At 40.0% G+C, this 24944-nt stretch carries 25 protein-coding genes and 1 other RNA gene; 12 read left to right on the forward strand and 14 right to left on the reverse strand.

The window, feature by feature from the left end; translation table 11 throughout:
- The first annotated feature begins 9 nt into the window (after positions 1-9).
- Entirely contained in the window at positions 10-171 is a 162-nt protein-coding gene (locus B3P16_RS11260) for a hypothetical protein (protein WP_172462450.1), read from the forward strand.
- A 55-nt stretch (positions 172-226) separates the two neighbouring features.
- On the forward strand, positions 227-637 hold the full coding sequence (locus B3P16_RS11265) for a hypothetical protein (protein WP_070565800.1): 411 nt from the start codon (positions 227-229) through the stop codon (positions 635-637).
- 294 nt (positions 638-931) lie between these two features.
- On the opposite strand, the gene B3P16_RS11270 is transcribed toward B3P16_RS11265, so the two are convergent.
- Positions 932-1639 (reverse strand): DUF6266 family protein, encoded by a 708-nt coding sequence (locus B3P16_RS11270; RefSeq protein ID WP_286843005.1) that lies wholly within the window; start codon positions 1637-1639, stop codon positions 932-934.
- Positions 1640-1933: 294 nt separating this feature from the next.
- Entirely contained in the window at positions 1934-2428 is a 495-nt protein-coding gene (locus B3P16_RS11275; RefSeq protein WP_286843008.1) for a hypothetical protein, read from the reverse strand.
- Positions 2429-2519: 91 nt separating this feature from the next.
- On the opposite strand from B3P16_RS11275, the gene B3P16_RS11280 reads away from it, so the two are divergent.
- Complete coding sequence (locus B3P16_RS11280; RefSeq protein WP_286843011.1) at positions 2520-3662, forward strand: fatty acid desaturase; 1143 nt, start codon at positions 2520-2522, stop codon at positions 3660-3662.
- On the opposite strand, the gene B3P16_RS11285 is transcribed toward B3P16_RS11280, so the two are convergent.
- Together B3P16_RS11285 and B3P16_RS11290 are read right to left on the reverse strand one after the other, a co-directional pair.
- Positions 3659-4147 carry a helix-turn-helix domain-containing protein gene (locus tag B3P16_RS11285; protein WP_286843013.1) on the reverse strand — a complete coding sequence of 163 codons (489 nt, stop codon included), beginning with the start codon at positions 4145-4147 and terminating at the stop codon, positions 3659-3661. The two genes, B3P16_RS11280 and B3P16_RS11285, sit on opposite strands and share 4 nt — an antisense overlap.
- A 439-nt stretch (positions 4148-4586) precedes the next feature.
- Entirely contained in the window at positions 4587-4769 is a 183-nt protein-coding gene (locus B3P16_RS11290; RefSeq protein WP_070565808.1) for a hypothetical protein, read from the reverse strand.
- 263 nt (positions 4770-5032) lie between these two features.
- Between B3P16_RS11290 and B3P16_RS11295 the strand changes: the two genes are divergently transcribed.
- Both B3P16_RS11295 and B3P16_RS11300 read left to right on the forward strand, forming a co-directional pair.
- Entirely contained in the window at positions 5033-5920 is an 888-nt protein-coding gene (locus B3P16_RS11295; RefSeq protein ID WP_070565810.1) for a sugar phosphate isomerase/epimerase family protein, read from the forward strand.
- A 117-nt stretch (positions 5921-6037) separates the two neighbouring features.
- Complete coding sequence (locus tag B3P16_RS11300; RefSeq protein ID WP_070565812.1) at positions 6038-6856, forward strand: universal stress protein; 819 nt, start codon at positions 6038-6040, stop codon at positions 6854-6856.
- Positions 6857-6916: 60 nt separating this feature from the next.
- On the opposite strand, the gene B3P16_RS11305 is transcribed toward B3P16_RS11300, so the two are convergent.
- Positions 6917-7360 (reverse strand): hypothetical protein, encoded by a 444-nt coding sequence (locus tag B3P16_RS11305; protein ID WP_070565814.1) that lies wholly within the window; start codon positions 7358-7360, stop codon positions 6917-6919.
- Between the two features lie 84 nt (positions 7361-7444).
- Complete coding sequence (locus tag B3P16_RS11310; RefSeq protein WP_070565816.1) at positions 7445-7948, reverse strand: GNAT family N-acetyltransferase; 504 nt, start codon at positions 7946-7948, stop codon at positions 7445-7447.
- Positions 7949-8513: 565 nt separating this feature from the next.
- Here B3P16_RS11310 and B3P16_RS11315 point away from each other — a divergent pair.
- Together B3P16_RS11315 and B3P16_RS11320 are read left to right on the forward strand one after the other, a co-directional pair.
- Positions 8514-9707 (forward strand): DUF5009 domain-containing protein, encoded by a 1194-nt coding sequence (locus B3P16_RS11315; RefSeq protein WP_286843016.1) that lies wholly within the window; start codon positions 8514-8516, stop codon positions 9705-9707.
- 86 nt (positions 9708-9793) lie between these two features.
- Positions 9794-10825 (forward strand): glycoside hydrolase family 18 protein, encoded by a 1032-nt coding sequence (locus tag B3P16_RS11320; protein WP_286843018.1) that lies wholly within the window; start codon positions 9794-9796, stop codon positions 10823-10825.
- 35 nt (positions 10826-10860) lie between these two features.
- On the opposite strand, the gene ssrA is transcribed toward B3P16_RS11320, so the two are convergent.
- The 3 genes from ssrA to B3P16_RS11335 all read right to left on the reverse strand — a co-directional run bounded on the left by ssrA (position 10861) and on the right by B3P16_RS11335 (position 14961).
- Positions 10861-11228, reverse strand: a transfer-messenger RNA (tmRNA) gene (ssrA, locus tag B3P16_RS11325).
- A gap of 325 nt (positions 11229-11553) precedes the next feature.
- Positions 11554-13584 (reverse strand): M3 family metallopeptidase, encoded by a 2031-nt coding sequence (locus B3P16_RS11330; protein WP_286843020.1) that lies wholly within the window; start codon positions 13582-13584, stop codon positions 11554-11556.
- Positions 13585-13755: 171 nt separating this feature from the next.
- A complete protein-coding gene (locus B3P16_RS11335) occupies positions 13756-14961 on the reverse strand; it encodes a pyridoxal phosphate-dependent aminotransferase (protein WP_236560274.1) in 1206 nt (401 codons plus the stop codon).
- Between the two features lie 267 nt (positions 14962-15228).
- On the opposite strand from B3P16_RS11335, the gene B3P16_RS11340 reads away from it, so the two are divergent.
- From B3P16_RS11340 to B3P16_RS11355, 4 genes are all read left to right on the forward strand, one after another.
- Complete coding sequence (locus tag B3P16_RS11340) at positions 15229-16218, forward strand: cation diffusion facilitator family transporter (protein WP_286769961.1); 990 nt, start codon at positions 15229-15231, stop codon at positions 16216-16218.
- A 146-nt stretch (positions 16219-16364) separates the two neighbouring features.
- Positions 16365-18155, forward strand: a complete 1791-nt coding sequence (gene lepA, locus B3P16_RS11345; RefSeq protein ID WP_046672392.1) for a translation elongation factor 4 — start codon at positions 16365-16367, stop codon at positions 18153-18155.
- 64 nt (positions 18156-18219) lie between these two features.
- Entirely contained in the window at positions 18220-19107 is an 888-nt protein-coding gene (locus B3P16_RS11350; protein WP_046672391.1) for a bifunctional 5,10-methylenetetrahydrofolate dehydrogenase/5,10-methenyltetrahydrofolate cyclohydrolase, read from the forward strand.
- A gap of 86 nt (positions 19108-19193) precedes the next feature.
- Positions 19194-19736: a hypothetical protein gene (locus tag B3P16_RS11355; protein WP_070566155.1), complete on the forward strand. Its 543-nt coding sequence runs from the start codon at positions 19194-19196 to the stop codon at positions 19734-19736.
- 95 nt (positions 19737-19831) lie between these two features.
- Here the strand turns inward: B3P16_RS11355 and B3P16_RS11360 are convergent, their stop codons facing one another.
- Positions 19832-20701 (reverse strand): serine hydrolase, encoded by an 870-nt coding sequence (locus B3P16_RS11360; protein WP_070566153.1) that lies wholly within the window; start codon positions 20699-20701, stop codon positions 19832-19834.
- Positions 20702-20857: 156 nt separating this feature from the next.
- Here B3P16_RS11360 and B3P16_RS11365 point away from each other — a divergent pair, with 156 nt between their 5' ends.
- Complete coding sequence (locus tag B3P16_RS11365; RefSeq protein ID WP_046672388.1) at positions 20858-21400, forward strand: DUF1543 domain-containing protein; 543 nt, start codon at positions 20858-20860, stop codon at positions 21398-21400.
- A 75-nt stretch (positions 21401-21475) separates the two neighbouring features.
- Here the strand turns inward: B3P16_RS11365 and B3P16_RS11370 are convergent, their stop codons facing one another.
- The 4 genes from B3P16_RS11370 to B3P16_RS11385 form a co-directional block, all read right to left on the reverse strand.
- Entirely contained in the window at positions 21476-22951 is a 1476-nt protein-coding gene (locus B3P16_RS11370; RefSeq protein ID WP_046672387.1) for an amino acid permease, read from the reverse strand.
- A gap of 132 nt (positions 22952-23083) precedes the next feature.
- Positions 23084-23731, reverse strand: coding sequence for an NAD(P)-dependent oxidoreductase (locus B3P16_RS11375; protein ID WP_070566149.1), 648 nt, complete (start codon positions 23729-23731; stop codon positions 23084-23086).
- A 7-nt stretch (positions 23732-23738) separates the two neighbouring features.
- On the reverse strand, positions 23739-24152 hold the full coding sequence (locus B3P16_RS11380; RefSeq protein ID WP_286843022.1) for an RrF2 family transcriptional regulator: 414 nt from the start codon (positions 24150-24152) through the stop codon (positions 23739-23741).
- A 115-nt stretch (positions 24153-24267) separates the two neighbouring features.
- A complete protein-coding gene (locus B3P16_RS11385; protein ID WP_286766967.1) occupies positions 24268-24909 on the reverse strand; it encodes a hypothetical protein in 642 nt (213 codons plus the stop codon).
- Positions 24910-24944 lie beyond the last annotated feature (35 nt).

Consider the following 24944-nt stretch of genomic DNA (forward strand, 5'->3'; position numbering starts at 1 on the left):
TGGCTAAAGATGAATTTTTCAGTAGCAGCAATCGAAATGCGGCTACTGGAAATAAGTTTAGTTTGTGGGGCAATAGGTAAAAAAGTAAATAAAATCTATATTTTTAGTTCATCAATAAAAGGAACGTATTTTGCTTCTGCTGATTTGCGCTATGTGATATTTGGTGAGTAAGTGCAATCTGAGCGATGTGTTGTTATAGTATATGGAAATAAAAAATGTTAGATAAATGAAGAATTTTTTCTTGTGCTTTCTTTTGGCTATTGGTATTACAGTGCCATCAGTAGCCCAAAATGCGAGCTTGAATAAACAACAGACCATGGCTTATATTAATAAGCTATATAAGGTAGCTTACCGTTATAAGGATACGAAAATTGACACGGTAACGGTAGATGGGAAGGTGTTAACAGTCTTTCTTTCCAGTGGCCAGCATTTTAGAAGTGATATTGCCAAATCAGATGTACTTGTCATTGCAAGAGTAAAATCCGGTTATCAAATTCGATTTAAGTCTTCGCCAAGCACGGATGAAATTTTATGGGCGATCCAAACGGAAGAAGATGCTAAACGTCTGAAAAATGCATTGGAGCATTTGGTTAAAATCGTAAAGACCGAAAAAAAGACAGATCCTTTTGGAAGTTAAATCGTAATCAGGGATCCGTTGGGTAATAGAATGTTCGGCAAGGTATGAGCTTGCCGAACTGAATAGAGAAAGTAGTAGGACTTGCACATGGATATGTGTTGAGGATTGCTGAGGGGGTAACCAAATGCCTACTAGATATAAAGACGATTGGCTTCATGGCCGAAATTGATGTGGCTGTTGAAACCATCGATTGTGAATCATATCGCTTATACGAAGTAAGCATATTAACATGAATTCGGTGTTAAAATGTTGTTATCTTATTGTGATTAAGTGTTTTGTGTGTTTGTTTTTGAATTATTTTATTTCTCCTGTTGATGAATTTAATTCCCGGAAGGAACTTAATCCTCTTTCTAGGTTTATATTTCCGAGATAGCTGCTATTCATGCTCCGATTAGTTCCGTCAGCTGCAACAAAACCTAGATATAGATGATATGTATCACTTTGGGTTAGTTTCGGTATTTGAATAGATTCTCGCAAATCCATAATGTAATTTTGAAGTAAAACACCTTGTGAAACGTTTATTGGATTTTCAGGAATGAGGAGTACCAAGGTTCGGAAATCTGTCAGATCCTCGTACAAGAGTTTTTCGGTGTTTTTTAGTTCCCAAGTGATATGGATAGTTTCGTTCAACAATTGAAATGTTGCCCCTGTAATCTCTTCGTCCAAACCTCGGCTTATGGCAATCTTTTCATAATCGATATGAAAACCTTCATCGTCTTGTTGCATGGCATGGTGAAGGTTATAGGACATCGCTGCATTAAATGCTGTCATATTTTTGGCGGAGGTTGAGAAGCCGAGCCGTATGACTCTCGTGTAAGGACTTAAGAATTGTTGCATAAGTCCAAATTTGTTTCGATTGTTCACTTCCTTTTCAGAAAGTGCTCTTTTTTTATTCACCCTCGGAAGAGACCTGACATAATTGATCTCTTTCCATTTACAAAAAACAACTGCCCCCACTTTGCCCGAGGGAGGACCATTTACACCCTGTGTTACATTTGCCATAGTATTAAATTAAATGTGTAGGGGTACTAACACACAACGAATAGATAAGTTTAGTTTAATCTGTTAAATAATTGTAAATAAGGTGTTACGTAATAGGGAGTTAATAGGTAGTTAAGACGGCTTCATCCGAATGAGGTCCCTATAAGGTCCCTATAAAGTCCCTACCAAATCCCTTTAAGTGCATTATTTTTTTTGGGTGAAATCGCTTGTTGCTTACTTAATGGTTTGCACAAAAAAAGCAGATCCGAGGAGTGATCTGCTTTGACTGATATATATTAGAAGTTGGCTGCTACGTTAACCTAGTAGTAAGGTAAATAGTGGGATCAGGGCAACTATAGAAACCATCATTGTAATACGTTTTTGAAGATATAAACTAATAGACAAGATCAATTCGCTATGTTCAAAGCTTTCTATTTTCCCTCCATTTTTGAGCGAAGAAGGTTTGATTTCGACAACTTCCCCTTGCTCGTTCTCAATTTGCCAGGAGGTCATCCACATATTTTTTGATCTCCACGTGTATTTTTTATCGATTAGGCTAATAGTGGCTTTAGTTGTCCAGGTATCATATTCAATATCGCCGATCAGTTCATTGTTTTGATTGCGAATCTCCGTGTATGAGTTGAAAAATCCCCTATTTTTGAAACGGAACTGATCGTTGTGGATAGAAACATGAGCGTCCAGATTCCAATTGATAGATTCTAAACTTCCTATAACTGCTTCATTGCGGTAGAGGGTTGATTTAGTTCCGAACAAATTATTCTTCCAGTTGTAAATTGATTTCTTTTCCATACCTGTTTATGTTTATAAGTTTATTTTAATTCATTAGTATTAGCCCCGTTCGTTTTGTTACAGTTTTTGGAAATATTTTTTAGAGCCTATTATGGTTATTAGTAGGTGGGGCATTCTACCTAACATGTTAGATGTCTGCGAAAAAATCCTTATTTTTACCGATAAAATCACATCGAATTTGACACATCAGGAAAAGTCGAGCCAGATTAGGAGGGAAATAAATCTTTCCTACCAGCAGCTTAAAGGAATGTATCCCATCTTAAAAAGTCAGAACAGTATCGGAATGGCTCTATTCGCACTGGCGATCCTGGCAATTGTCGTTGTATCGATAGCTTGGTTTCGCGCTGTTGTTCCAACTTGGCTTATGATTGTCAGTAATGCGTTTTTTATGGGCGTGTTGCATGAAATAGAGCATGATCTGATTCATTGGCTTTATTTTAAAAGACAAAAGGCAATTCATCATTTTATGCTTTTTAGTGTATGGATATTACGTCCATTGACGGTAAATCCTTGGATACGCAGGACCTTGCATCATCATCATCATAAGTTTTCGGGTACATTACATGATGTTGAGGAACGCAGTGTTACGAATGGCGAGCAGTGGTCGATCAAACGTCTGTTAACAACTCCCGATGTTGTGTTGGGTGGGCTCTTTCGACTGCATCGCATGTTTAACGATATGGACAGCGAGGTGAAAAATGGAAATCTAAAGTTGGAGACTTCTTCAAAACTAAAACGGATTATGTTTTTGAGCATTGTTCCAGTGACGATTTTTGCACATGTGATTTTATATTTCTTTTTTGCAGACCTGTTATTTGGTTGGTTAAGTGAGGTTTTTGAGTTAGATTTGAGTTTTCCATACTATGTTAATAACATGTTGATAAGTCTGCATGGGATCATTTATGTTATTCTATTGCCAAACTTATTACGTCAGTTTTGTTTGCATTTTATTACATCAAACATGCATTATTTTGGTGATGTTGAAGCTGGAAATGTTATTGAGCAGACACAAGTATTGACAGTTTGGTGGACTTTTCCGATGCAATTGTTTTGTTTCTTTTTCGGTTGGACACATAGCATCCATCATTTTGTCGTCAATGAGACATTTTACGTACGTCATATTGGGCGCAAGAAGGCACAAGAAATTTTGCGCAAGTATGGGGTTCGTTTTAATGATTTGGGAACGTTTAGAAGGGCAAACCGTTTTCGTGAACTTTCCAACAAAGAAGTTTAGTCCTTTTTATTTACCTTTTTTTTACGATAGGTTTTATAGTTACCATGCTGCTGATAGACGAGGGCTCCCTCTTCACAATAGTTGGTTAGATAAACAGAGAATTTGTTGCTTTGGCTCTTGTCAATACCCAATTGGATCAACACTTCCGAAACACGTCGTGCTGAGTGGAAAAAATCCGAATGATAGACGAGGTCATCCAGTTTTTTGCTTAGCGTGATTCTTTCCTGCGCATCAGGAGGTAGGGAATAGGGCGAATTAAAAACAATATCATGCTGAAAAAATACCGTCGGTTGGATTTCCAGGCTGCGGCATAAAGTTAAAAAGTTTGTGAGCGTTAAGTCTTTTCCCTTTTCTATACCATTGAGTGTTCCTGTTGAAATGCCTGTTAGATGGGATAGATCCCGTAGTGTATAATAAAGATCATTTCGTTTCGCGCGAAAGCGTAAACCAATTGTTTCCAGTAATGCTTTGTCTTCATCCGTCATACAACGAATTGAATGACAATTTGCGCAAAATATAGTTCATTATTTTGTTTAAAAATTTGTATTTATTATTTTTTCTTTTATATTTGTTATAACAGATGATTTAATCGGTACTGAGATTTGTTTAGTAAATAGACCCTACGTCACCGTCCTGTGTAAACCAATATAAAAAGTTATTATCTAGTAGCACACAGGCGAATGAAAAACGAAATTATTTAAGCAGATATTGTCGATTTACCTGGCTTCGGTTTCCAAGAATCCGTCAAGTTCCACCGGAGCCGTGGTAAATTGTCGAGTACGTCGGCACAATGACCGAAATTTTGGTCAGATTCTACCAGATTGTGTATGACGACAAAAGTCGACTTGCCCGGCTTCGGTTTCCAAGAATCCGTCAAGTTCCGCCGGAGCTGTGGTGAGTTGCATGGTTGCGGCTATTCGCCTGTTATTGTCCACTCATAAAATAATAAATCAGATAAAACACAATCAACACACATACTGCAATAATAAGTGTACGTTTGAGATTTCGACCGGCAGGTTCATCATCTTTTTCCTCAACGGCAACATCAGGTAGTTTCTCTTCCTGTTTTTGATCGCTATGTTCGGGGGTTTCATATTTATTTTCCATCACTCAACTTGTTTGTTATTGTAAATAGAACAGTTGCAAATTGTAAATCGTTGAGTTGGGTATATTTTTATTCCTATAAAAAAGCATGTTATGGAGCGCTGAGCACGCGACGTGAATAAATAAAACGGTAAAGCATTGTGTTTTTTCGAGTATTTGCATACATTGCGGCTATAATTAACGCGACAAACCTAAACAACCTGTAAACCTGCGTTTACAAATAATTTTGCGTTAAACGAAGTCTGTAATAAATAATTGAGCACTAAATGAAAAGAAGAACTCTTATCGGAACATTGGTAGCTGGATGTATGATGTTGGCTGTTAGTCCAACATTTGCACAACAGAAAGCTGCAAAAAAGGAAATTGGTCTACAGTTATATTCTGTACGTGAAGAAATCGGTAAAAACGCCAATTTCGACCAGATTCTGCAAAAGATCTCAGCATTGGGTTATACAGGAGTGGAAGCTGCTGGATACAAAGATGGTAAATTATATAACTTGAGCCCACAAGAGTTTAAGGCAAAAGTTGAAAAAGCTGGAATGAAGGTGATTTCATCACATGCAACGAAAACGCTATCAGAGAAAGAGTTAAGCTCTGGAGATTTTACAGAATCCCTAAAATGGTGGGACGAATGTATTGCTACGCACAAAGCAGCGGGAATGAAATACATCGTCACGCCTTGGATGGATGTACCTAAAACACTTAAGGATCTGGAAACGCAATGTCGCTACCTGGATGCTGTGGGTGCGAAATGCCGTCAGCAAGGAATCATTTACGGATACCACAACCACTCGCATGAGTTTAGAAAAGTGGAAGATAAAGTGATGTACGATTATATGTTAGAGCATACAAATCCTGAACATGTATTCTTCGAGATGGACGTCTATTGGGCGGTCATGGGGCAAGTTAGTCCGGTTGATTACTTCAATAAATATGCGGGCAGATTCAAGGCTTTGCACATTAAGGACCACCGCGAAATTGGCCAAAGTGGTATGGTCGGTTTCGATGCAATTTTTAACAATTCAAAAGTTGCTGGCCTGCAATATATTTTTGTTGAGCTGGAAGAAACACGTAACGATATTTATACCGGTTTACAACAAAGTATCGATTATCTGAAAAAAGCATCTTTTGTAAAGGCTAGCTACTTAAAATAGCCAAAAATCGGGAGAAAATTGACCCAGTTGAGACAATTCTCCGTTTGATAGATTTATTATTTTTCGTTAACTTGAATGTAATAAAAAGGGATTTTTTATTGAATTAAATTAGACCATATGAAACGGATTATTGTTGCCACAGACTATGCTGAAGAGGCCGAACATGCCTTAAAGTTTATTATGGAAGTTTTTGCAGGAAAAGAATACGAGCTCGTTTTATTTTCTCTTCAAAATCCTTCCATTCATGCAATGAACGCTCGACTTTCTCCCGATTCTATGTTCAAGATTTTTGAACATCAAAGTAAGGTTTTACGACGTAAAGCCGAGGCGATTACGGCCGAAAGTGGTGTTTTGACTATTCCTTATCTTGCGGCAGGTTTGTTTTATGACCAGATGACAAAATGCATCCAGGAGACGAATGCGGATTTGTTGGTGATGGGAATGGCCAAACGTTCCTTTGATCAGGACATGCTGGGGAATACCACCACGGCAGCAATCAGTAAGTTAAAAATACCTATCCTTTCCGTTCCGCTGGGCGCAAAATTTACGGGTCTGGAGCATATTCTTTTTGCCTGTGATATTGTTCGTGGTGTACAAAAGGAAATTCTTGAAAAAGTCAAGGATTTTGCCGCTGAATTTGGTGCGGTACTGGAGGTTCTCAATATTCGAAAAACTGTTGAGCAGCTGAATGAGGAAAAAGGAAAAGAAACACGTGAAACCATCAACGATGTGATGGGAATCGTAAGTTATTACTACAAAAATGTAACCTCCAATGAGGTTGTAAAAGCGATCCGGGACGAAGTAAAAGAGAGCAGTACGGATCTGCTGGTCATGATCCCCTATAAGTACGGTTTTTGGAGCTCATTGACCCACCGGAGTAAAACACGGATGATGGCATCGGGTCTGGATGTTCCTTTACTGACCATCTCGATCTAATTTTTTTTATTATAAAAGCCCAGGTGAACTGAGATCAGCTGGGCTTTATCTTGATTGTACTTATTGAAATAGGGGGAGTATCCTATCCCAAATTTGCTGGTAGGCTTTATTGTCCCGGACGATCCCCTTATCTTCATCATAATAATTAGGTGCATCAAAGCTCCCGCCTTTACGCCTCTCTATTGAAAATATATTTAAAACTATTTTTGCTCTTTTAGCTTGTAAAGGGCTGATCAGGAAGTTGAAAATTAATTTTTCTCCTTCTTTATTGCTTAGGAGATTATTGTTTTCGAGATACGTACTAGTTTGAATAAATCCCGAAGGCCGATCGAGCTGTGCAATAAAATAACCGCTATCCTGAAGCACTTGAATTATCTTGCTGTATGCTGAATCACTTGTGATCGGGATAGTTTTGGTGCGCTCTGGATTTTGTGCCAACAGGGGGCTGGAAAAGAAGAATACATAAGCAATCAGCATCAAGGAGAATTGGATAAAATGTTTCATATTGCCGAATTAAAGATCTTATCTAATGAATACTGTAATTTAACAATTTTATTTTTGATGACGGGTAATTAGATTGTCACGCTGTTATTTAATTCGTATACCTAATATTTTTAGACTACGTTCTTCCTGATCCAAGGTTGCTATATTGGGTAAGTTGGCCCATTCCTTGAAACCCATCTTTTCAAATAATGCGATACTAGGCAAGTTGTGTGCAAAGATAAATCCCAATAAGGTATGTACGCCTAAACCTGGGGCTTTATCAATGCAGTACTGGAGAATCTGTTTACCCAGGCCCCGGCCGCGTTGCTGTTCGTCCAAATAGATACTAATTTCTACTGTTGCATCATAAGCTGGACGACCATAGAAAGATTGAAAACTTACCCAGCCAAGTACCTGGCTATTTACATCTTCTATCATCCACAGGGGTCTTTTCGAAGCGTTGTGTTCGTCAAACCATTTTTGTCTACTGGCGACAGATACGGGACTAGTGTCTGCTGTGACCATGCGAGAGGCTATGGTAGAATTGTATATTTCTACGATGCGTGGTAAATCTTGTTGCGTGGCGTCACGAAATTTTAATTGATTCATGGTTTGTACTGTTTATTTGTTGTTTGGACGACGCTGATATTCTGTCCGAAGATAGCTTGTGTTGCGAAGAACAAGCAGATAAAAAGAATGAATTTCATGTAGATCGGCTGTATCGTAAATTTGTTTTTGTCAAACTTAGATAAATTGCTTTTTATATGCAATACAATACAGATCATAAAAGTAACAATTCGAGCATGTATGACATTTCTTTTTGTGCGTTGACTGGCTTGTAAGTTGTCGTTTATAAGGATCACTGCAGTAAAGCATACGATTTCTGTGTTTTATGAGTAAAATTTACACTAATTTGAACAAATATTTCACTATATAGTGTTATTTTTTTCTCATCTTAGATTATTCAAAGATATCTCATTAGCGTTACTGATGATAAATCTTAGCGTAATAGCCTGTCTTTTCGTTTCGTTATACAGGAATTTTTCTATGCGGGAATTTTTCACCAGGTTCCGGTCGCCATAAAATCACTAAAAAATTATCAAAGAAGGATCCAGGAAAGAGATGGGCTAAGCAGCTACGCTGATAGCTACTTTTTGAACACAACGAATCAATTATGAACGCATTGCAAGCTGTACCTACAATCCGAATCCGTTCAATGGATGTTATGCGTGGTCTTACGCTATTCCTGATGTTATTTGTTAATGACCTGTTTATTCCAGCTGTGCCTAAATGGTTGGTTCATACAGAAGCAGATGAGGACGGAATGGGGTTGGCGGACTGGGTTTTCCCGGGATTTCTTTTTATGGTTGGAGTGGCTGTTCCTTATGCTGTGGCAGCTCGGGAAAAGTTAGGATCGTCGACAACGGTTATTTTTGTTCATATGCTGATCAGAACATTAAGTTTATTGCTTATTGGGGTATTGATATTGAATGGTTCGCGAGTTGATCCACAGCTGACGGGAATGTCGCATTTGTTGTGGTTGGGACTGCTGTATGTATTCGTTTTTCTGATTTGGAATCATTATCCGAAAGATTCTACCTATCCGCTCTTTTTTAAGGGGATGCGTCTTGTTGGTGTAGTGGGTATTATTTATCTCGTATACATGTTTAAAGCCTCTGATGGAAAGGGGCTGGAAGTAGGATGGTGGGGGATTTTAGGGCTGATTGGATGGGGATATTTTGCCGCGGCTTCTATTTTCTTGTTGAGTCGGGGTAGGATAATCGTTGTTGTATGTGGCTGGCTGATATTTTTTCTGCTCAATATTTTGGCTCACACCGAATTAAAAATTGAACTTTCTGGCATTGGACGGTATCTGCATGTCCTATTATCCGGTAATATACCCTGTATTGTGTTAGCCGGAACACTTGTGGGAATGCTTATGAAACGATATGCGGCAACGCCGCGCATCTTGTTGCGTATCTTGTTTCTCCTTGCCACGATCTGGCTGGCTATGGGTTTTGTTTTGCGTTTTTGGTTTATTTTATCCAAAATCCATGGTACGCCGAGTTGGGCATTGGTTTGTTGCGGGATTAGCGTATTGCTTTTGATACCGCTTTATTATTTCATAGACGTGAAAGGCTACCAGCGGGGTATGCGGGTTTTTGAGGAGGCTGGAAAGAACTCATTAACGACCTATCTTGCTCCCGATCTAATCTACTTTATCTGCTGGGGTTTTCATCTTCCCCTGTTCTTCTATAAACAATCGGAGTATATGGGCTTAGCTATTGCCGGTTCATTGCTTTGGGCTTTTGCGATGTTGTGGTATGCGATCTTGCTGAAGAAGCTACCTATTTATCTGAAACTGTAGGTCGCCCATAAGCATCGAATGCGCATACTTTAACGATCATATTTTAGGACAATCAATATCATCTTGAAACAAAATAAAAAGCTATTATGGAATCTAAATTGAAATCAATACTTAGCCAGACCTTCACTGTTCTGTTATTGACTTTATTATTGTACCCTAGTGTAAGTCGTGCACGAGCAAAAAACAAAAAAGTTGTTATCGCCTATGTCACCTCCTGGTCTAAAGTGATGCCTGATCCGACCTATCTGACGCATATCAATTATGCCTTTGCACATGTCAGCGATAGCTTTGATGGCCTGCGTATAGATAATGAATCTAGATTGAAAGCTATTACGGATCTTAAGAAAGCACATCCACATCTAAAGGTATTGTTGTCCGTTGGCGGCTGGGGAAGCGGCCGGTTTAGCGAAATGGCAGCTGATGAAATGAATCGGCAGAAGTTTGCCAAAGACTGCTTGCGTGTGGTGCGGGAGTTTAATCTTGATGGTATTGACATCGACTGGGAATATCCAACGAATTCTTCTGCCGGGATTTCGTCTTCTTTAGCCGATACGGAAAATTTCACCTTGCTCATGCACGATATTCGCAAGGCTATCGGTAAGAAGAGACTGTTGACTTTAGCTTCTGTGGCGAGCGGTAAGTATATTGCTTTTGACAAGATTGAGAAAGATGTGGATTTTGTGAATATCATGACTTATGATTCGGGACACCCGCCGTACCATCATGCGAGTTTGCATCGTTCCGCTATGTCGGGTGGTACAACCTGTGTGGAGGCTGTAAAGGCGCATGTCGAAGGCGGTATGCCTGTAGAAAAATTGGTGCTGGGAATTCCATTCTATGGCCGGGGCAATAAAACTGATGTCAAAGGTTTTATAGATTATAAAGATCTGCTTGCGTTGCAGGACTTTGAACAGAAATGGGACGATGAAGCGAAAGCACATTATCTTGTCAACGATAAAGGGGAGTTTGTGTTGACCTATGAAACGCCAGAGTCGATTGCACTTAAATGCGATTACGTACACAAGACGGGGCTGCTCGGTGCGATGTATTGGGAGTATGCAGGAGATACAACAGGTGGTGTCTTACGGGATGCAGTCTACAAAGGTATTCTGCAATAAACAACAAATCCGAACTTAAAGTTCGGCTTTGTTGTTTGTGGAGCTGGAGAGATTCGAACTCTCGTCCAGTCATGGTACTGTATACGCTTTCTACATGTTTAGCTTCTCTTTAATTGTCGAGCGAGGGAAGGTGAGTCGCCTACCTATACCGTACGCCGTAGTTGCTGTTTCTCACAAGTGCTTAGCAACATCACACTTGCCAGTTCTATTGTTCGATGCCCCGAATGTTAAACCAAAGAACAGGATCTAACGGGACAAATAGCTATGTTAAGTCTAACTTAAGCAGCTAAGGCGTAGTTTTCTTCGCCAGTTATAATTCTGAAAGTTCAGATTAAAGTGCTCTACTAACAACGCACTACATGCTTACATAACCGTCTCCATCCTGTCAATTCCGGTCAACCCCAATTATGTCCTACAAAGGTACTATTTTTTTGCTAAATGGGCAAGATATACGCGATTCTTGTTTAATGCCCTGGTTTTGAATGGAAAACAAATGACGCTTTTATAAAATTACTTAGGATCAGGTATGGCCAGTAAAAAACCTATGGAATTCGTGCAATATTAATGTTGCTTGCAATTATACAGTGCGAAATAAAAGTTATTTGATCGGCTGAATGCTCGGTATTTTCACAGGGACTTTGATAGGCAAGGAAGTTCTTGGTATACCTATGTTTCCAATAAAAAAGCTGGATTTTACATCCAGCTTTTTTATAATTTAATCAATCCAGTTATTTGATCAATCCAGCTCTTTTCAATAGGGGTTCTACCGAAGGCTCCTGTCCGCGGAAGCGTTTGTATAGCACCATTGGATGTTCGGTTCCACCTTTTGAAAGGATATTATCCTTGAATTTAGTCGCGATTTCCTTATTGAAAATACCGTTTTGTTTAAAGTAGTCAAATGCATCGGCATCCAGGACTTCGGCCCATTTATAGCTGTAATAGCCTGAAGAATAACCGCCATTGAAAATATGGGAGAAGGCCGTACTCATGGCATTTTCCTTGACATCGGGATAGAGTTTTGTTGAGGCAAACTGTTCGTCTTCGAATGCTTTCAGATCCGAGATCGAAGTTGGATCCTGTCCATGCCAGCCCATATCCAATAGCCCAAAGCTCAATTGGCGCATAGTCGCCATCCCCTCAAGAAAGGACGCGCTTTCGCGGATCTTTTCGACAAGTTCCATCGGGATCACTTCGCCAGTTTCATAGTGTTTGGCAAATAGCTCAAGGGCTTCTTTTTCATAGCACCAGTTTTCCATCACCTGACTCGGTAACTCGACAAAATCCCAATACACAGATGTTCCGGATAGTGTAGGATAAGTGCTGTCAGCGAGCATACCATGTAGGGCGTGTCCGAATTCGTGAAATAATGTTGTCACTTCCTGAAAGGTCAACAGCGAAGGTTTTGACGCTGTAGGACGCGTAAAATTGCAGACAATAGAGACATGAGGACGTTCTTGTTTACCATCTTGAATGTACTGTAGTTTGAAAGAGGTCATCCATGCCCCATTTCTCTTGCCCTTACGCGGGAAGAAATCGGCATAGAAGATAGCCACTAATTCACCATTGTCTTTACTGACTTCAAATGTTTGTACTTCTTCGTGGTAGGTATCTATTGTATCGACTTCTTTGAAGTTGATGCCAAACAAACGATGCGCTACTTCGAAAGCGCCTTGTAAGACATTTTCGAGTTTGAAATAAGGTTTGAGCTTTTCATCGTCCAGATTAAAGCGTTCTTGTTTCAGCTTTTCGGCATAATAGGCGCCATCCCATTTTTCCAGTTGGTCTATGCCATGTAAGTTTTTTGCAAATTGGGATAATTCTGCAAATTCTTTTACTGCTGCTGGTTTCGCTTTTCCCAGTAGGTCGTTTAGAAATTCCTTGACTTTGCCTGGGTCTTGTGCCATACGTTCGGCAAGGACAAAGTCGGCATGGGTAGCGTAGCCTAATAATTTGGCCCGTTCGAAGCGAAGTTTTACAATTTTAAGGACATTGTCCACGTTGTTGTGCTCGTTATCTTGAAATCCTTTGCGGCCTGCCGCGAGGGTAATTTCTTTGCGAAGTTCCCGATTGTCGGCATACGTGACAAAAGGAAGGTAGCTTGGAAAATCCAGGGTAAAAAGCCAGCCTTCTTTTTCGTTGGCTTTAGCCAGAGCATGTGCAGCTTCTATGGCACCCTCTGGAAGTCCGGCAAGATCTTTTTCGTCTGTTACCAACAGCTGGTAGGCATTGGTTTCGGCGAGGACGTTCTCGCCGAATTTCAATTTTAAAAGCGATAGCTCGGCATCTATTTCGCGGAGTTTTCCTTTTTGTTCATCATTCAAAAGAGCTCCGTTGCGTACAAAATCCTTATAGGATTTTTCCAATAGAGTCGTTTGTTCTGCCGTCAATGTCAGTTGATCTTTCTGATCGTATACAGCCTTAACTCGTTTGAAAAGATCGAAATTTAAGGTGATATCATTTCCTAAAGCAGATAATTTTGGGGCTACATCCTGTGCGATTTTTTCAAGATCGGCGTTGGTTTCAGCGGAATGAAGATTGAAAAAGATATTGGACAAGCGGTCTAGTGTTTGTCCTGAGTAAGACATCGCAGCGATCGTATTGTCGAACGTTGCCGTTTCGGGATTGTTGACGATTGCATCGACTTCATCTTTTGTCTGCTGAATAGCTTCATCAAATGCGGGAATATAATCTTCGTTTTTTATCTGTGAAAACGGAGCCGTGTCGTGCTGCGTTTTAAATTTCTCTGTTAAAATACTCATAGGAGTAAATGTAATAAATATTTATTTCAAGCGATAGCATCTACTTAAATTATGGAGCTGAGATGATATTTGACCGAATCGGCGTTTAAGCTGTGTCGAAAACGTATGGGGAATTGGCACTGCATAAAAAAAGAGCTCCTATGAGCTCTTTTTTTATATTGGGATAAGCGACTAGGCTAGTTTTCCTAATGCTTCCTTGATTCTTTTTAAAGCTTCGATCAAACTTTCATCTGAAGCTGCATAGGACAAACGGATGTAGTTGTCGTTACCGAATGAATCTCCACCTACAGTGGCTACGTGACCAACATTCAATAAGTACAATGCCAAATCAGATGAGTTTTTAATGACATTACCATCTTGGTCTTTTTTACCAAAGAACGAAGAGATTTCAGGGAAGAAATAGAATGCACCCTCTGGTAGATTTGTTCTTACACCTGGGATTTCACTCAATAGATCGTATACCAATTGGCGACGACGAGCGAAAGCTTCTTTCATTTTGTTGACAGATTCTAATCCTTGTTCATAAGCGACGATACCCGCACGTTGAGAAATTGAACAGGTACCTGAGGTTGTCTGTCCTTGTAATTTATCATTTGCGGCGGCAATGGTTTTGTTAGCAGCGATATAACCTAAACGCCATCCCGTCATTGCAAATGCTTTTGAAAAACCATTGATGATGATCACTCTATCTTTGATGCTTTCAAATTGTGCGATGGATTCGTGTTTGTCTACAAAGTTGATATGTTCGTAGATCTCATCGGATAGGATAAATACCTGCGGATGTTTTTCGAAAACTTCAGCTAATGCAGCCAATTCATCTTTGCTGTAAACTGTTCCAGTAGGGTTGTTTGGCGAAGAGAACATGAACAATTTGGTTTTTGGTGTAATTGCCGCTTCCAATTGTGCTGGTGTAATCTTAAAGTTATTGTCGATCTCTGTATTGATAAATACCGATTTTCCTTCTGCTAAAACGACCATTTCGGAGTATGATACCCAATAAGGTGTTGGGATAATTACCTCATCACCGGGGTTGATCAAAGTCAAAATTACATTAGACAGGGATTGTTTTGCACCTGTAGAAACAACAATTTGAGAGATATCATAATCTAAATTGTTTTCTGTCTTCAACTTGTTTACAATTGCCTGGCGCAATTCAGGGTATCCCGGTACCGGCGAATAACGCGTCCAGTTTTCATCTAGGGCTTTCTTCGCTGCATCCTTTACATGCTCAGGGGTGTTGAAATCAGGTTCACCTACGCTAAGACTAATTACATTAACGCCTTTTGCTGCTAATTCGCGGCCCAACTTGGTCATTTTAAGTGTAGCCGATTCGGACAAATTATTTATCCTGTCTGATAAGTATGATGATGTGCTCATGGTAAGACAAAGATATTACATACGTTGCAAATAATCTTCTTTATTTTTGAGAATTTACAAAGAAAAGTAGCTCTTTTATTGGGCTTTTTTAACAAAAGGGCTATTGAAGCGATTTAGCACAGTTATTTAATTGATCCCCGACGTTGGATGTTCAAAACTAATCGTTCTGATTTGTCGTTATATCTTTACCTTTGCGCTCACAAAAATGTTGGCTAGTCCTCATTTCATCATTTGCTCATAAACGGTTTCATATAGAAGATAAGCATCATGTCAAGACAAAGAAGATTGGTTTTATTATCGCTTTTTACGGGAATAGGTCTGATGATTGTGAAGTTTTTTGCCTACTTCTTAACGGACTCCAGTGCAATCTTTACAGATGCGGCAGAGAGTATTGTTAATGTGATTGCTTCGGGTTTTGCATTTTATAGTATTTATCTTTCGGCACAGCCTAAGGATGAGAATCATCCTTACGGGCATGGTAAAGTGGAGTTCTTTTCGGTGTTTTTGGAAGGTGGACTTATTTTCATCGCTGGAGCCATTATCTTAGCCAAGGCTTGTTACAATCTTTTCTTTCCTGCAGCGTTAACACACCTCGAACAAGGGATTTATCTGATTGGTATTACATCTGTGCTAAATTTTGCTGTCGGATTTTATATCATGAAGCGCGGACGTGCATTGGGCTCCATTACCTTGGTGGCAGATGGAAAACATCTGCAGGTCGATGCCTATAGTACGGTCGGATTGATACTGGGGTTATTGTTGATGAAACTGACCGGTTTCCTGTGGATCGATGTAGTCATCTCCATTGTATTGGGGCTTTTTATTCTCTTCAATGGTTATAAGCTACTTCGCCAATCGATCGGTGGATTGATGGATGAATCGGATACAGCACTTGTGCAGGATGTTGTTGAAATCTTGGAGCGCAATCGGAAAGATGAATGGATTGATGTCCATAATCTTCGTGTACAGCGCTATGGGAACGAACTCCATGTAGATTGCCATCTTACACTTCCCCGTTACCTTGACCTTACCCAGGTGCACGATGAAATTTCTGCTGTGGATAAGATTGTCAATAAGGAGATGTCGGTACGAACCGAATTTTTTGTTCATGCGGATCCTTGTCTTCCACAGTGCTGCCAGTATTGCCAGGTCGACAATTGCCCAATTCGTACGGAGCAATTTCGGGTAAGAATTTCTTGGGATACGGAAAATGTTACGCGGAATCAAAAACATTTTTTATATGCTATTGCCGAATAGGGAATACTGTTTCTTTCTCCTAATTAACAGGCATACGGTATCGTCTGATTTCTTCATGTATAGTAAACTAAAAAAAAGCTAGGTTATATAAATATATATAAAAAAAGGTATCTTTGCCTTTTAGCAAAAGAGTTTAAAAATCCTATATGAAGCACATTCGTAATTTCTGTATTATTGCGCATATTGACCATGGCAAAAGTACTTTGGCAGACCGCCTTTTAGAGTATACCAATACCATCAGTCAGCGTGAGGCACAGGCACAATTACTTGATAATATGGATTTGGAACGTGAACGTGGTATTACGATCAAGAGTCACGCCATCCAAATGAATTATAAAAGAGATGGTCAGGAATATATCTTGAACCTGATCGATACCCCGGGACACGTGGATTTTTCTTATGAGGTGTCGCGTTCAATTGCTGCCTGCGAGGGCGCTTTATTGATCGTTGATGCATCTCAAGGTATTCAGGCCCAAACGATTTCAAATTTATATCTGGCGTTGGAACATGATTTGGAAATTATCCCGATCCTCAACAAAATGGATCTTCCAGGTGCTATGCCAGAAGAAGTCAAAGATCAGATTGTGGATTTGATCGGTGGTGACCGTGATGCGATTATTCCTGCATCCGGTAAAACAGGTCTTGGGGTTCCGGATATTTTGGAAGCTATTGTAGACCGTATTCCACATCCGGTGGGTGATCCTGACGGACCTTTGCAAGCCTTGATTTTTGACTCTGTTTTCAACTCATTCCGTGGTATCATGGCTTATTTTAAAGTTGAAAATGGTGAAATCCGTAAAGGCGACCGCGTGAAATTTGTTGCCACTGGGAAAGAATATTTTGCCGATGAAATTGGGACGCTGAAGTTGAATCAAGTACCCAAAGAAGTCATTAAGACCGGTGATGTTGGTTATATTATCTCTGGAATTAAGGAGGCACGTGAAGTGAAAGTGGGGGATACCATTACGCATAAAGATCGTCCTTGTTCTGAGGCTATCCAAGGGTTTGAAGAGGTGAAACCGATGGTCTTTGCGGGTATTTATCCTGTAGATACGGAAGATTACGAGGAGTTGCGTGAATCTATGCACCGTTTGCAGCTGAACGATGCTTCTTTGGTGTTTGAACCAGAGTCGTCAGCAGCCCTGGGGTTCGGCTTCCGTTGTGGGTTCTTGGGTATGCTTCACATGGAGATTATTCAGGAGCGCCTCGAGCGCGAGTTTGATATGACGGTTATCACGACAGTTCCCAACGTATCTTATAAGGCCTATATGACCAAAGATAAAGAGGAAGTGATCGTACATAATCCTTCAGATCTACCGGATCCAAGTAAATTGGATTCAATCGAAGAGCCCTATATCAAAGCTAATATTATTACGAAATCGGATTTCGTAGGACCAATTATGTCTCTTTGTATCCAGAAACGTGGTACGATCATGAATCAGCATTATTTGACGTCAGATCGTGTTGAATTGGTTTTTGAAATGCCAATGGGAGAAATTGTATTTGACTTTTATGATAAGTTGAAAACAATCTCTAAAGGTTATGCTTCATTTGATTACCACCAGATTGGTTATCGCAAGTCAGACTTGGTCAAATTGGATATCCGATTGAACGATGAACCTGTAGATGCCCTGTCGTCGTTAATTCACAGAAGTAACGCCTATGATTTTGGTAAAAAGATCTGTGAAAAACTAAAAGAACTGTTACCACGTCAACAATTTGAAATTCGTATTCAAGCGTCAATCGGCGCAAAGATCATCGCACGTGAGACGATCTCCGCTTTACGTAAAGATGTTACAGCAAAATGTTATGGTGGTGACATCTCCCGGAAGCGTAAGCTTTTGGAGAAACAGAAGAAAGGTAAGAAACGCATGCGTCAGGTTGGGAACGTAGAGATTCCGCAATCTGCATTTATGGCGGTATTGAAATTAGATTAATCAAAATAACACTATAATAAAGGAGCTCTTGGGCTCCTTTTAAATACAATAAAATCTCCTAAACATGAATCTATTAGATGGTAAACTAGTTTCCGAAAAAATTAAAGAGCAAATTGCGTTAGATGCGGCTGAATTTACGACACAGACTGGCCGCAAACCTCATCTGGTTGCTATCCTTGTGGGGAATGATGGTGGTAGCGAAACCTATGTGGCCAGCAAAATGCGCAACTGTCAACTGGTCGGTTTTGAATCAACAAACATTCGTTATGATGAAAACATTACCGAGGATGAATTGATCGCTAAGGTCAAAGAAATCAATCAGGATGAGTCTATTGACGGTTTGATTGTTCAGCTGCCTTTACCAAAACATATTGATCCGGATAAAGTTACCGAAGCAATTGATTACCGCAAAGATGTGGATGGTTTCCACCCAATCAACCTCGGGCGCATGCAACGTAATCTTCCTTGTTTTATTCCAGCAACACCATATGGTATTATGCTGATGTTGGAATATTATAAGATCGATACTGCAGGCAAGCACGCCGTTGTGGTTGGAAGAAGCAATATCGTAGGATCGCCAATGAGTATCTTACTAGCACGTAATTCCAATCCAGGTAATTGTACAGTGACATTAACACATAGTCGTACAAAAGATCTTAAAACGGAGGTTCTGAGAGGCGACATCGTTGTTGCAGCAATTGGTAAGAAAAATTTTGTTACGGCCGACATGGTTAAAGACGGTGCAGTAGTGATCGATGTGGGTATCAATAGAGAAACTTCTACAGCAACGAAATCTGGTTTTAAGTTATATGGGGATGTTGATTTTGAAAATGTTGCTCCTAAGGCCTCGTGGATTACACCTGTACCAGGGGGCGTAGGTTTGATGACGATTGTTGGTTTATTGAAAAATACGCTCGAAGCTGCGAAAGGAACGATCTATCCAAAGCAATAATTTTGTCTATTTGGCATAGAAGTTGTAAATTGATGTATGCGCGCTCTGATGAGCCGTTGAAAACTACACTCATAAATCAATTTATAATGAAAAAAATTGCACTTTTAGCAGTCGTAGCAGGAGCATTGGTTATGTCTTCTTGCAACAATTCGGAGAAAAAAGACACTACAGCGACAGATTCGGCACAAACAGTCGGTGAGCATGTAGATGCGGCGATCGCAGATTTAAAAAATGCGGAAGAAAATGCGCGTTTGAAAGCAGAACAAGCAAAAAAGGATCTGGATGAAGCTATCGCAAAAGGTGATAAAGCAGCTGAAGAAAAAGCTCGCGCTGCTTCTGAAGAAGCTAATACTGCCTGGGAAAAAACCAAGGCTGCGCTACGTAATGCCGGCGAGGATGTAAAAGAGGGATTGAAAGATGCAAAAGATGCGACAGTGGATGCAACGAACACGGCTGTTGATAAAACAAAGGATGCTGCAAAAGATGTCGCTGACGGTACGAAGAAAGTTGCAAATGATGTTGCGACTGGAACGAAAGAGGCCGCTAAAGATGTAAAAGATGCTTCCAAAAAAGTAGGTGACGATATTAGCCGGAAAGCAAAAAATGTAGGTGAAGCGTTAAAGAATTAGTCGACGTATTTCATTTTAAAGATAGGGAAGGTGGGCACTTTTTTGAGTGCCCACCTTTTTTATATCATATCGTTATCATATTGACTTCAATACGCTTATTGGTAATAATCCCATAACAATTTGGAGAGCTTACGGGTCAGTGCCTCTGCTTCATTTGTTTTACCCCAGCTTTTGTCCGTGTTGTTCTTGGTGAAAATACTGAAAACGTAATCTCCTTTCGGCGCATTGACCAAAATGACCTCATTGCGTACGTCATCTAAAGAGCCTGTTTTTGAAGCTGTTTTGATAGTGGAAGGGATTTGCGATAGCCCTCTCTCGTCATAGAACATGTTGCCCATAAAACGATACATCTGATCGGAAGATTTTGAGGACACAACTTTGCCTTGTCGGATTAGTGTGACCAAGTCGGCCATTTCTTTTGGTGTAGTCTGGCCCCAGCCATATTTTTCCCAATCTGGTTTCCGCCCCTCTGTCTGCGAGTTGACACGTGTATGGGGCAGTTGAAGGCTACTCATTAATTGATTGATTGCGATACCTCCTCCTGCTAGCTTTTGATTCCAAATGCTGGTTACATTATCACTATACGATAGCATAAGTGCGACCAAGGTTTTCAGGTCAACTTGTGTACTATCCTTAAAGAACTGCATCAGTCCTGAGCCACCATAGCGTTGACTCGAACGGTAGAGTAGTTGCTGATCAAGTTGTAGTTCACCTTTTTCAATTTTATCAAAGATACCGACTAAAATGGGGATTTTGACAATGCTTGCTGTAGGGAAAATGCTGTCGCCCTGAATGTTGACTTCTTTATTTTTTTTAAGATGGTGTACATAAATGCCAACATCGCCTTGAAAACCCTGAATGAGCTGTTTTATCTGTGATTCGAGTTTTTTATCGGTAGCGGCTTTTTGTCCAAAGGACAGTAATGATAAGAATAGTAACGTAAATGATAGGAATATTTTGTGCATTGTGAAGTTATAATGTATGTTAAATGTGGTGGATAATAGTTATTTTTATTTTTTATAGGGCTTAAGTTATGAAATATCCATGATTCGTACGCATAAACATCGCTGAAAAATAAACTGGATATTCTAGTATGGACATTGAAAGACTGGTTTTTGACTATGAAGTTATTTATGATTTTGATCGGTTGTAAGCCGAAAAATAGACGGACAGAACAGCATGACATTTTCTTTGGCATTGGGAATGAGCTCAAGGATTTTGTTGATCCCATTAAAGATTTTTGGCCTGAGGCTGATGGTAAAATCCATATTGATGCCTACCGTATTGTCCATAAGATCGGGGAATATGAAATTAAGGTTACTGAAAGGGGGAATGGACAGGCTGTTGATTCGGAAGTGAAATTGTTTTTTGTTAATTTAGGGGGATACAAACCGAATGAATTTGATGAGTTCCATTACAAAGAGCTTATTGTTGCATCGAGTTTGGCCAAGGCTACTGAAAAGGCAAAACGAACTGTTTTTTGGAAGCACCACAGTTCGGCACACATCGATGATAAGTATGGTTTGGATGTTGATGATATTTATGAGATCGAAGATTTGCTATTACCTCGTGATAAAGAGCAGTATAGTATTCAAATTACCCCAAAGACCGGTTTGGAAGAAGATACCATTGCGAATGGCTATTTTAAACTGAGCGCGTTATAGAGGGAATGCGCTATTCGATTTCTTAAACATAAAAAAGGCTTCTCTATAAAGAAGCCTTTTTTATGTTTAACCAGCTTATTGTTGGTTCTGATGTTGTTTTCTAATGACACTATGTTTTTTGCCGTATACAAAATAAATCAATAAGCCTATACCAAGCCAGACGGCCAAACGCTCCCAGCTTTCTATTGGCAATGAAGCCATCATTAAAATACAGACCAAGATTCCCATGATCGGAACGAAAGGAACCAGTGGTGTTTTAAATGGGCGCTCCAAATTGGGGTCTGTTTTACGTAGTACTAAAATACCCACACATACGAGGGTGAAGGCAAATAAGGTACCGATACTTACCATATGGCCAAGGTCTGAAACTGGAACGAAACCTGCGAATATACTGACGAATACCATGAAAATAGCGTTTGTTTTCCAAGGAGTCTGTCTTTTGGATAAGTCTGAGAATATCTTTGGAAGCAAACCATCCTTACTCATCGAATAAAATACGCGGCTCTGACCAAGTAACATCACGAGAATAACTGAAGTGTATCCTGCAATAATCGTAATAATCAACGCTGTATTTAAGAAATGGTAGCCTGTTCTGGCAAAAGCTGTCGCAACTGGCTTAGCGTCCCCCTTAAACATCGTGTAATGTTCGATTCCGGTCATTACGTAGGAGAATAAAACATACAAAAGTGTACAGATTATTAATGAACCGATGATACCTATAGGCATACCTTTTTTTGGATTTTTTGCTTCTTGGGCAGCTGTACTCACCGCGTCAAAACCGATGAATGCAAAAAATACAACGCCTGCAGCACGCAATACACCGCTGATGCCAAAGTGGCCAAAGTCATCACTCTTTAGAAATGACCAGAAGCTTTGTTGCCCACTTTTTACAAGCTCTTCACCTGCATTTACAGGAATAAATGGATCGTGGTTTGCAGGATTGATAAAACTCCAACCCAAGGCGATAAAAATCAATACGACGCCGACTTTTAGAATTACCAAAATATTGTTTACACGGGATGATTCCTGTGTGCCACGCATCAGCAATAGCGAGAGTAAACAAACAATAATGATCGCAGGTAAGTTAACCACGCCACCTTCCCAAGGGCCTTTGAGTAGGGTATCGGGGAGTTGGATGTGGAATATCATCAGGAGCTGGTTGAAATATTGGGACCAGCTGACGGCTACTGTAGCTCCTGCTAGTGCATATTCGAGGACGAGATCCCAGCCGATAATCCAGGCGACAAATTCACCCATTGTGGCATAGGAATACGTGTAAGCACTTCCTGCAACAGGAATCATAGAGGCAAATTCGGCATAACAAAGACCTGCGAACCCACAGCCTACTGCTGCGATAATGAAAGATAGGATAACAGCTGGCCCTGCATTTTCAGCAGCGGCAATTCCTGTTAGGGAGAAAAGTCCTGCCCCAATGATGGCCCCAACACCGAGGGCGATAAGGCCCGAGCTGGACAGTGTCCTCTTTAGCGTGTGTTCACCATTTTCATTTGCTTCAGCAATGAGTTGAGGAATCGATTTTTTAAATAGCATAGGATTAATTCTTTACGATTATTTAGCTTTTTAATTGTTTAATTAATGTCAAATATAAATGATCTCAATGAAAAAAGGGAAGATTGCTCCTCCCTTTTGTAATAAAATCTGAATCAAATGCTTGTTTGGGTACTAATATGCTGCTGTAAAGCGTTTATTGAGGAATTGTTTGTTCTCAATTTCGTCTGCTATTGCTACAGCAAGATCCTCTACTGATAACCTAGATCGACCTTCCTGGTCAAATACAGGAGCATCAAGGCCTGTACGGTATTTTCCTGTACGGGTTCCACCAGCATGGGAATTCATTTCTATAGCAGGACTAAACATGGTCCAGGTAAGTTGATCTTCTTTTTGGATGGTTTTCAGGTAATCTGCTGCAGCTAAAGCCCCAGGCTTAATTTCTTTTGGAAAATCCGGTGAATCGACCAGTCTATTTCCATCAATCAATAAACTTCCTGCACCACCAATAACAATGAAACGATTGATACCGGCATCCTTAACAGCCTGTTGGATTGCCAATGCACCTTTTGTAAAATCTTCATAAAGATTAGGGTTGGTCCATCCGGCATTGAAAGCCGAAACAACAACATCAACACCTTTTAGAGCAGAAACCAATTGATTATTATCATTGATATCTACTTGGAGTTTGGTTACTTTTTCAGTCGATGGAATATTTTCGGTGTGGCGGGCGATTGCAACGACGTCATAGTTGCGGTCTACCAATTCTTTTACGAGATGAGATCCTACGTATCCTGTGGATCCAATTACTGCTACTTTCATGTTTCCTTTAATTAAATGTTTTGCTAAAATCAGCTAGGGTTATCTTTTCCAAACGCTGTACAATATCAGTGTCGACTTCCTGATACAGATCCTGGAGTTTGGAGTTGATATTTTTGCCAACAACACAGGCCGGATTGGGATTGTTAAATTTCCCGCCGAAATCGCTTTGCTTGGTGCTGATATAAATATCAGCCAAGGTAATCGTTGGATTCTCGGGATTTATGCGAATACCGCCGCCCTTACCTTCTTTACTCGTGAGTAAAGATGCTGTTTTAAGAGATGCAATTTCTTTGCGAACCACACTTGCATTGACCTGAATGCTTGACGCAATATATTCAGAAGAAAGCCATTGATCTGCCTCCTCTAACTGTGCCAGAACCATAATGTGTAATGCTGTTGCGAACCTCAAGTTGTGTAACATCCTATGCTGATTTTTCTAAATTATAACACAAAGTAACAGAAAAGGTTTTAAACTGAAATAAAAATTATTACAGTTTAAAACCTTCTGACAATCACGTGATAAAAGTGTATGTTTTTTATTTTTTCTCGTTAAATTTTTTATAACTATCCATGATATAGACCTTCAGCGTCTCTTGGCTACTGTTTTGGATAAATTTATAAGATGGTCTAAATCGTTCCTTAAACAGGGCTAGATCCGAACCATTTAGCGGAGTCAATTCTTTGATCAGGTTTTCTGTGAATTTTCGATCAACTGCTCTTTTTTCGAGTTCATCGACCAGAAGTTTATAGTTTGAACGGGCTTGTTTTCCCTCTTTGCTAAATATGCGGCTTGGAGAAATCCGTACTCCACCGCGATTTTGACTGGCGTCAGAATACTTTCCTAAAGTCTTCTCGCGCTGGATTTCAGCAGCAAGTCTGCTGTCTGTCATCCGTTCGACGACAACTTCACTCAGTTCGATAACATTATTCATTCTGTTCAAATAGATTCTGCGTAAGCTTGTATCATAAATGAAGACTGTATCCTGTTCGTATCCGACGGCCTTGATCAACAAGAGGTCGTTTATATTGGCGTCAATAGCAAAGGAGCCATCTCTATTGGTCTGTACTTCAACCTTGGTTCTTAAATTTTGGATCTGTGCAGCCTCGATTTTCTCACCGCTGACAAGTTCCATAATAATCCCCTTGGTTTTTTCCTGTGCAACAAGATGTCCACTCATTAGCGTAATAAGTAAGCAGCTTAGAATCGTTTGTA

Source organism: Sphingobacterium sp. UBA7631 (assembly GCF_002483935.1).
GTDB classification, from domain to species: Bacteria; Bacteroidota; Bacteroidia; order Sphingobacteriales; family Sphingobacteriaceae; genus Sphingobacterium; species Sphingobacterium multivorum.

Excerpts from the sequence above, each read along its gene's own strand:
- B3P16_RS11375 (WP_070566149.1), bottom strand. The coding sequence starts at position 23,731 with ATGAAAGTAGCAGTAATTGGATCCACAGGATACGTAGGATCTCATCTC.
- B3P16_RS11335 (WP_236560274.1), bottom strand. The coding sequence starts at position 14,961 with ATGAGCACATCATCATACTTATCAGACAGGATAAATAATTTGTCCGAA.
- B3P16_RS11330 (WP_286843020.1), bottom strand. The coding sequence starts at position 13,584 with ATGAGTATTTTAACAGAGAAATTTAAAACGCAGCACGACACGGCTCCG.
- B3P16_RS11370 (WP_046672387.1), bottom strand. The coding sequence starts at position 22,951 with ATGCTATTTAAAAAATCGATTCCTCAACTCATTGCTGAAGCAAATGAA.
- B3P16_RS11380 (WP_286843022.1), bottom strand. The coding sequence starts at position 24,152 with ATGTTACACAACTTGAGGTTCGCAACAGCATTACACATTATGGTTCTG.
- B3P16_RS11355 (WP_070566155.1), top strand. The coding sequence starts at position 19,194 with ATGAAAAAAATTGCACTTTTAGCAGTCGTAGCAGGAGCATTGGTTATG.
- B3P16_RS11300 (WP_070565812.1), top strand. The coding sequence starts at position 6,038 with ATGAAACGGATTATTGTTGCCACAGACTATGCTGAAGAGGCCGAACAT.
- B3P16_RS11360 (WP_070566153.1), bottom strand. The coding sequence starts at position 20,701 with ATGCACAAAATATTCCTATCATTTACGTTACTATTCTTATCATTACTG.
- B3P16_RS11285 (WP_286843013.1), bottom strand. The coding sequence starts at position 4,147 with ATGACGGATGAAGACAAAGCATTACTGGAAACAATTGGTTTACGCTTT.
- B3P16_RS11310 (WP_070565816.1), bottom strand. The coding sequence starts at position 7,948 with ATGAATCAATTAAAATTTCGTGACGCCACGCAACAAGATTTACCACGC.
- lepA (WP_046672392.1), top strand. The coding sequence starts at position 16,365 with ATGAAGCACATTCGTAATTTCTGTATTATTGCGCATATTGACCATGGC.
- B3P16_RS11260 (WP_172462450.1), top strand. The coding sequence starts at position 10 with ATGAATTTTTCAGTAGCAGCAATCGAAATGCGGCTACTGGAAATAAGT.
- B3P16_RS11350 (WP_046672391.1), top strand. The coding sequence starts at position 18,220 with ATGAATCTATTAGATGGTAAACTAGTTTCCGAAAAAATTAAAGAGCAA.
- B3P16_RS11340 (WP_286769961.1), top strand. The coding sequence starts at position 15,229 with ATGTCAAGACAAAGAAGATTGGTTTTATTATCGCTTTTTACGGGAATA.
- B3P16_RS11315 (WP_286843016.1), top strand. The coding sequence starts at position 8,514 with ATGAACGCATTGCAAGCTGTACCTACAATCCGAATCCGTTCAATGGAT.
- B3P16_RS11385 (WP_286766967.1), bottom strand. The coding sequence starts at position 24,909 with ATGAGTGGACATCTTGTTGCACAGGAAAAAACCAAGGGGATTATTATG.
- B3P16_RS11275 (WP_286843008.1), bottom strand. The coding sequence starts at position 2,428 with ATGGAAAAGAAATCAATTTACAACTGGAAGAATAATTTGTTCGGAACT.
- B3P16_RS11320 (WP_286843018.1), top strand. The coding sequence starts at position 9,794 with ATGGAATCTAAATTGAAATCAATACTTAGCCAGACCTTCACTGTTCTG.
- B3P16_RS11280 (WP_286843011.1), top strand. The coding sequence starts at position 2,520 with ATGGTTATTAGTAGGTGGGGCATTCTACCTAACATGTTAGATGTCTGC.
- B3P16_RS11290 (WP_070565808.1), bottom strand. The coding sequence starts at position 4,769 with ATGGAAAATAAATATGAAACCCCCGAACATAGCGATCAAAAACAGGAA.
- B3P16_RS11295 (WP_070565810.1), top strand. The coding sequence starts at position 5,033 with ATGAAAAGAAGAACTCTTATCGGAACATTGGTAGCTGGATGTATGATG.
- B3P16_RS11265 (WP_070565800.1), top strand. The coding sequence starts at position 227 with ATGAAGAATTTTTTCTTGTGCTTTCTTTTGGCTATTGGTATTACAGTG.
- B3P16_RS11305 (WP_070565814.1), bottom strand. The coding sequence starts at position 7,360 with ATGAAACATTTTATCCAATTCTCCTTGATGCTGATTGCTTATGTATTC.
- B3P16_RS11365 (WP_046672388.1), top strand. The coding sequence starts at position 20,858 with ATGAAGTTATTTATGATTTTGATCGGTTGTAAGCCGAAAAATAGACGG.
- B3P16_RS11270 (WP_286843005.1), bottom strand. The coding sequence starts at position 1,639 with ATGGCAAATGTAACACAGGGTGTAAATGGTCCTCCCTCGGGCAAAGTG.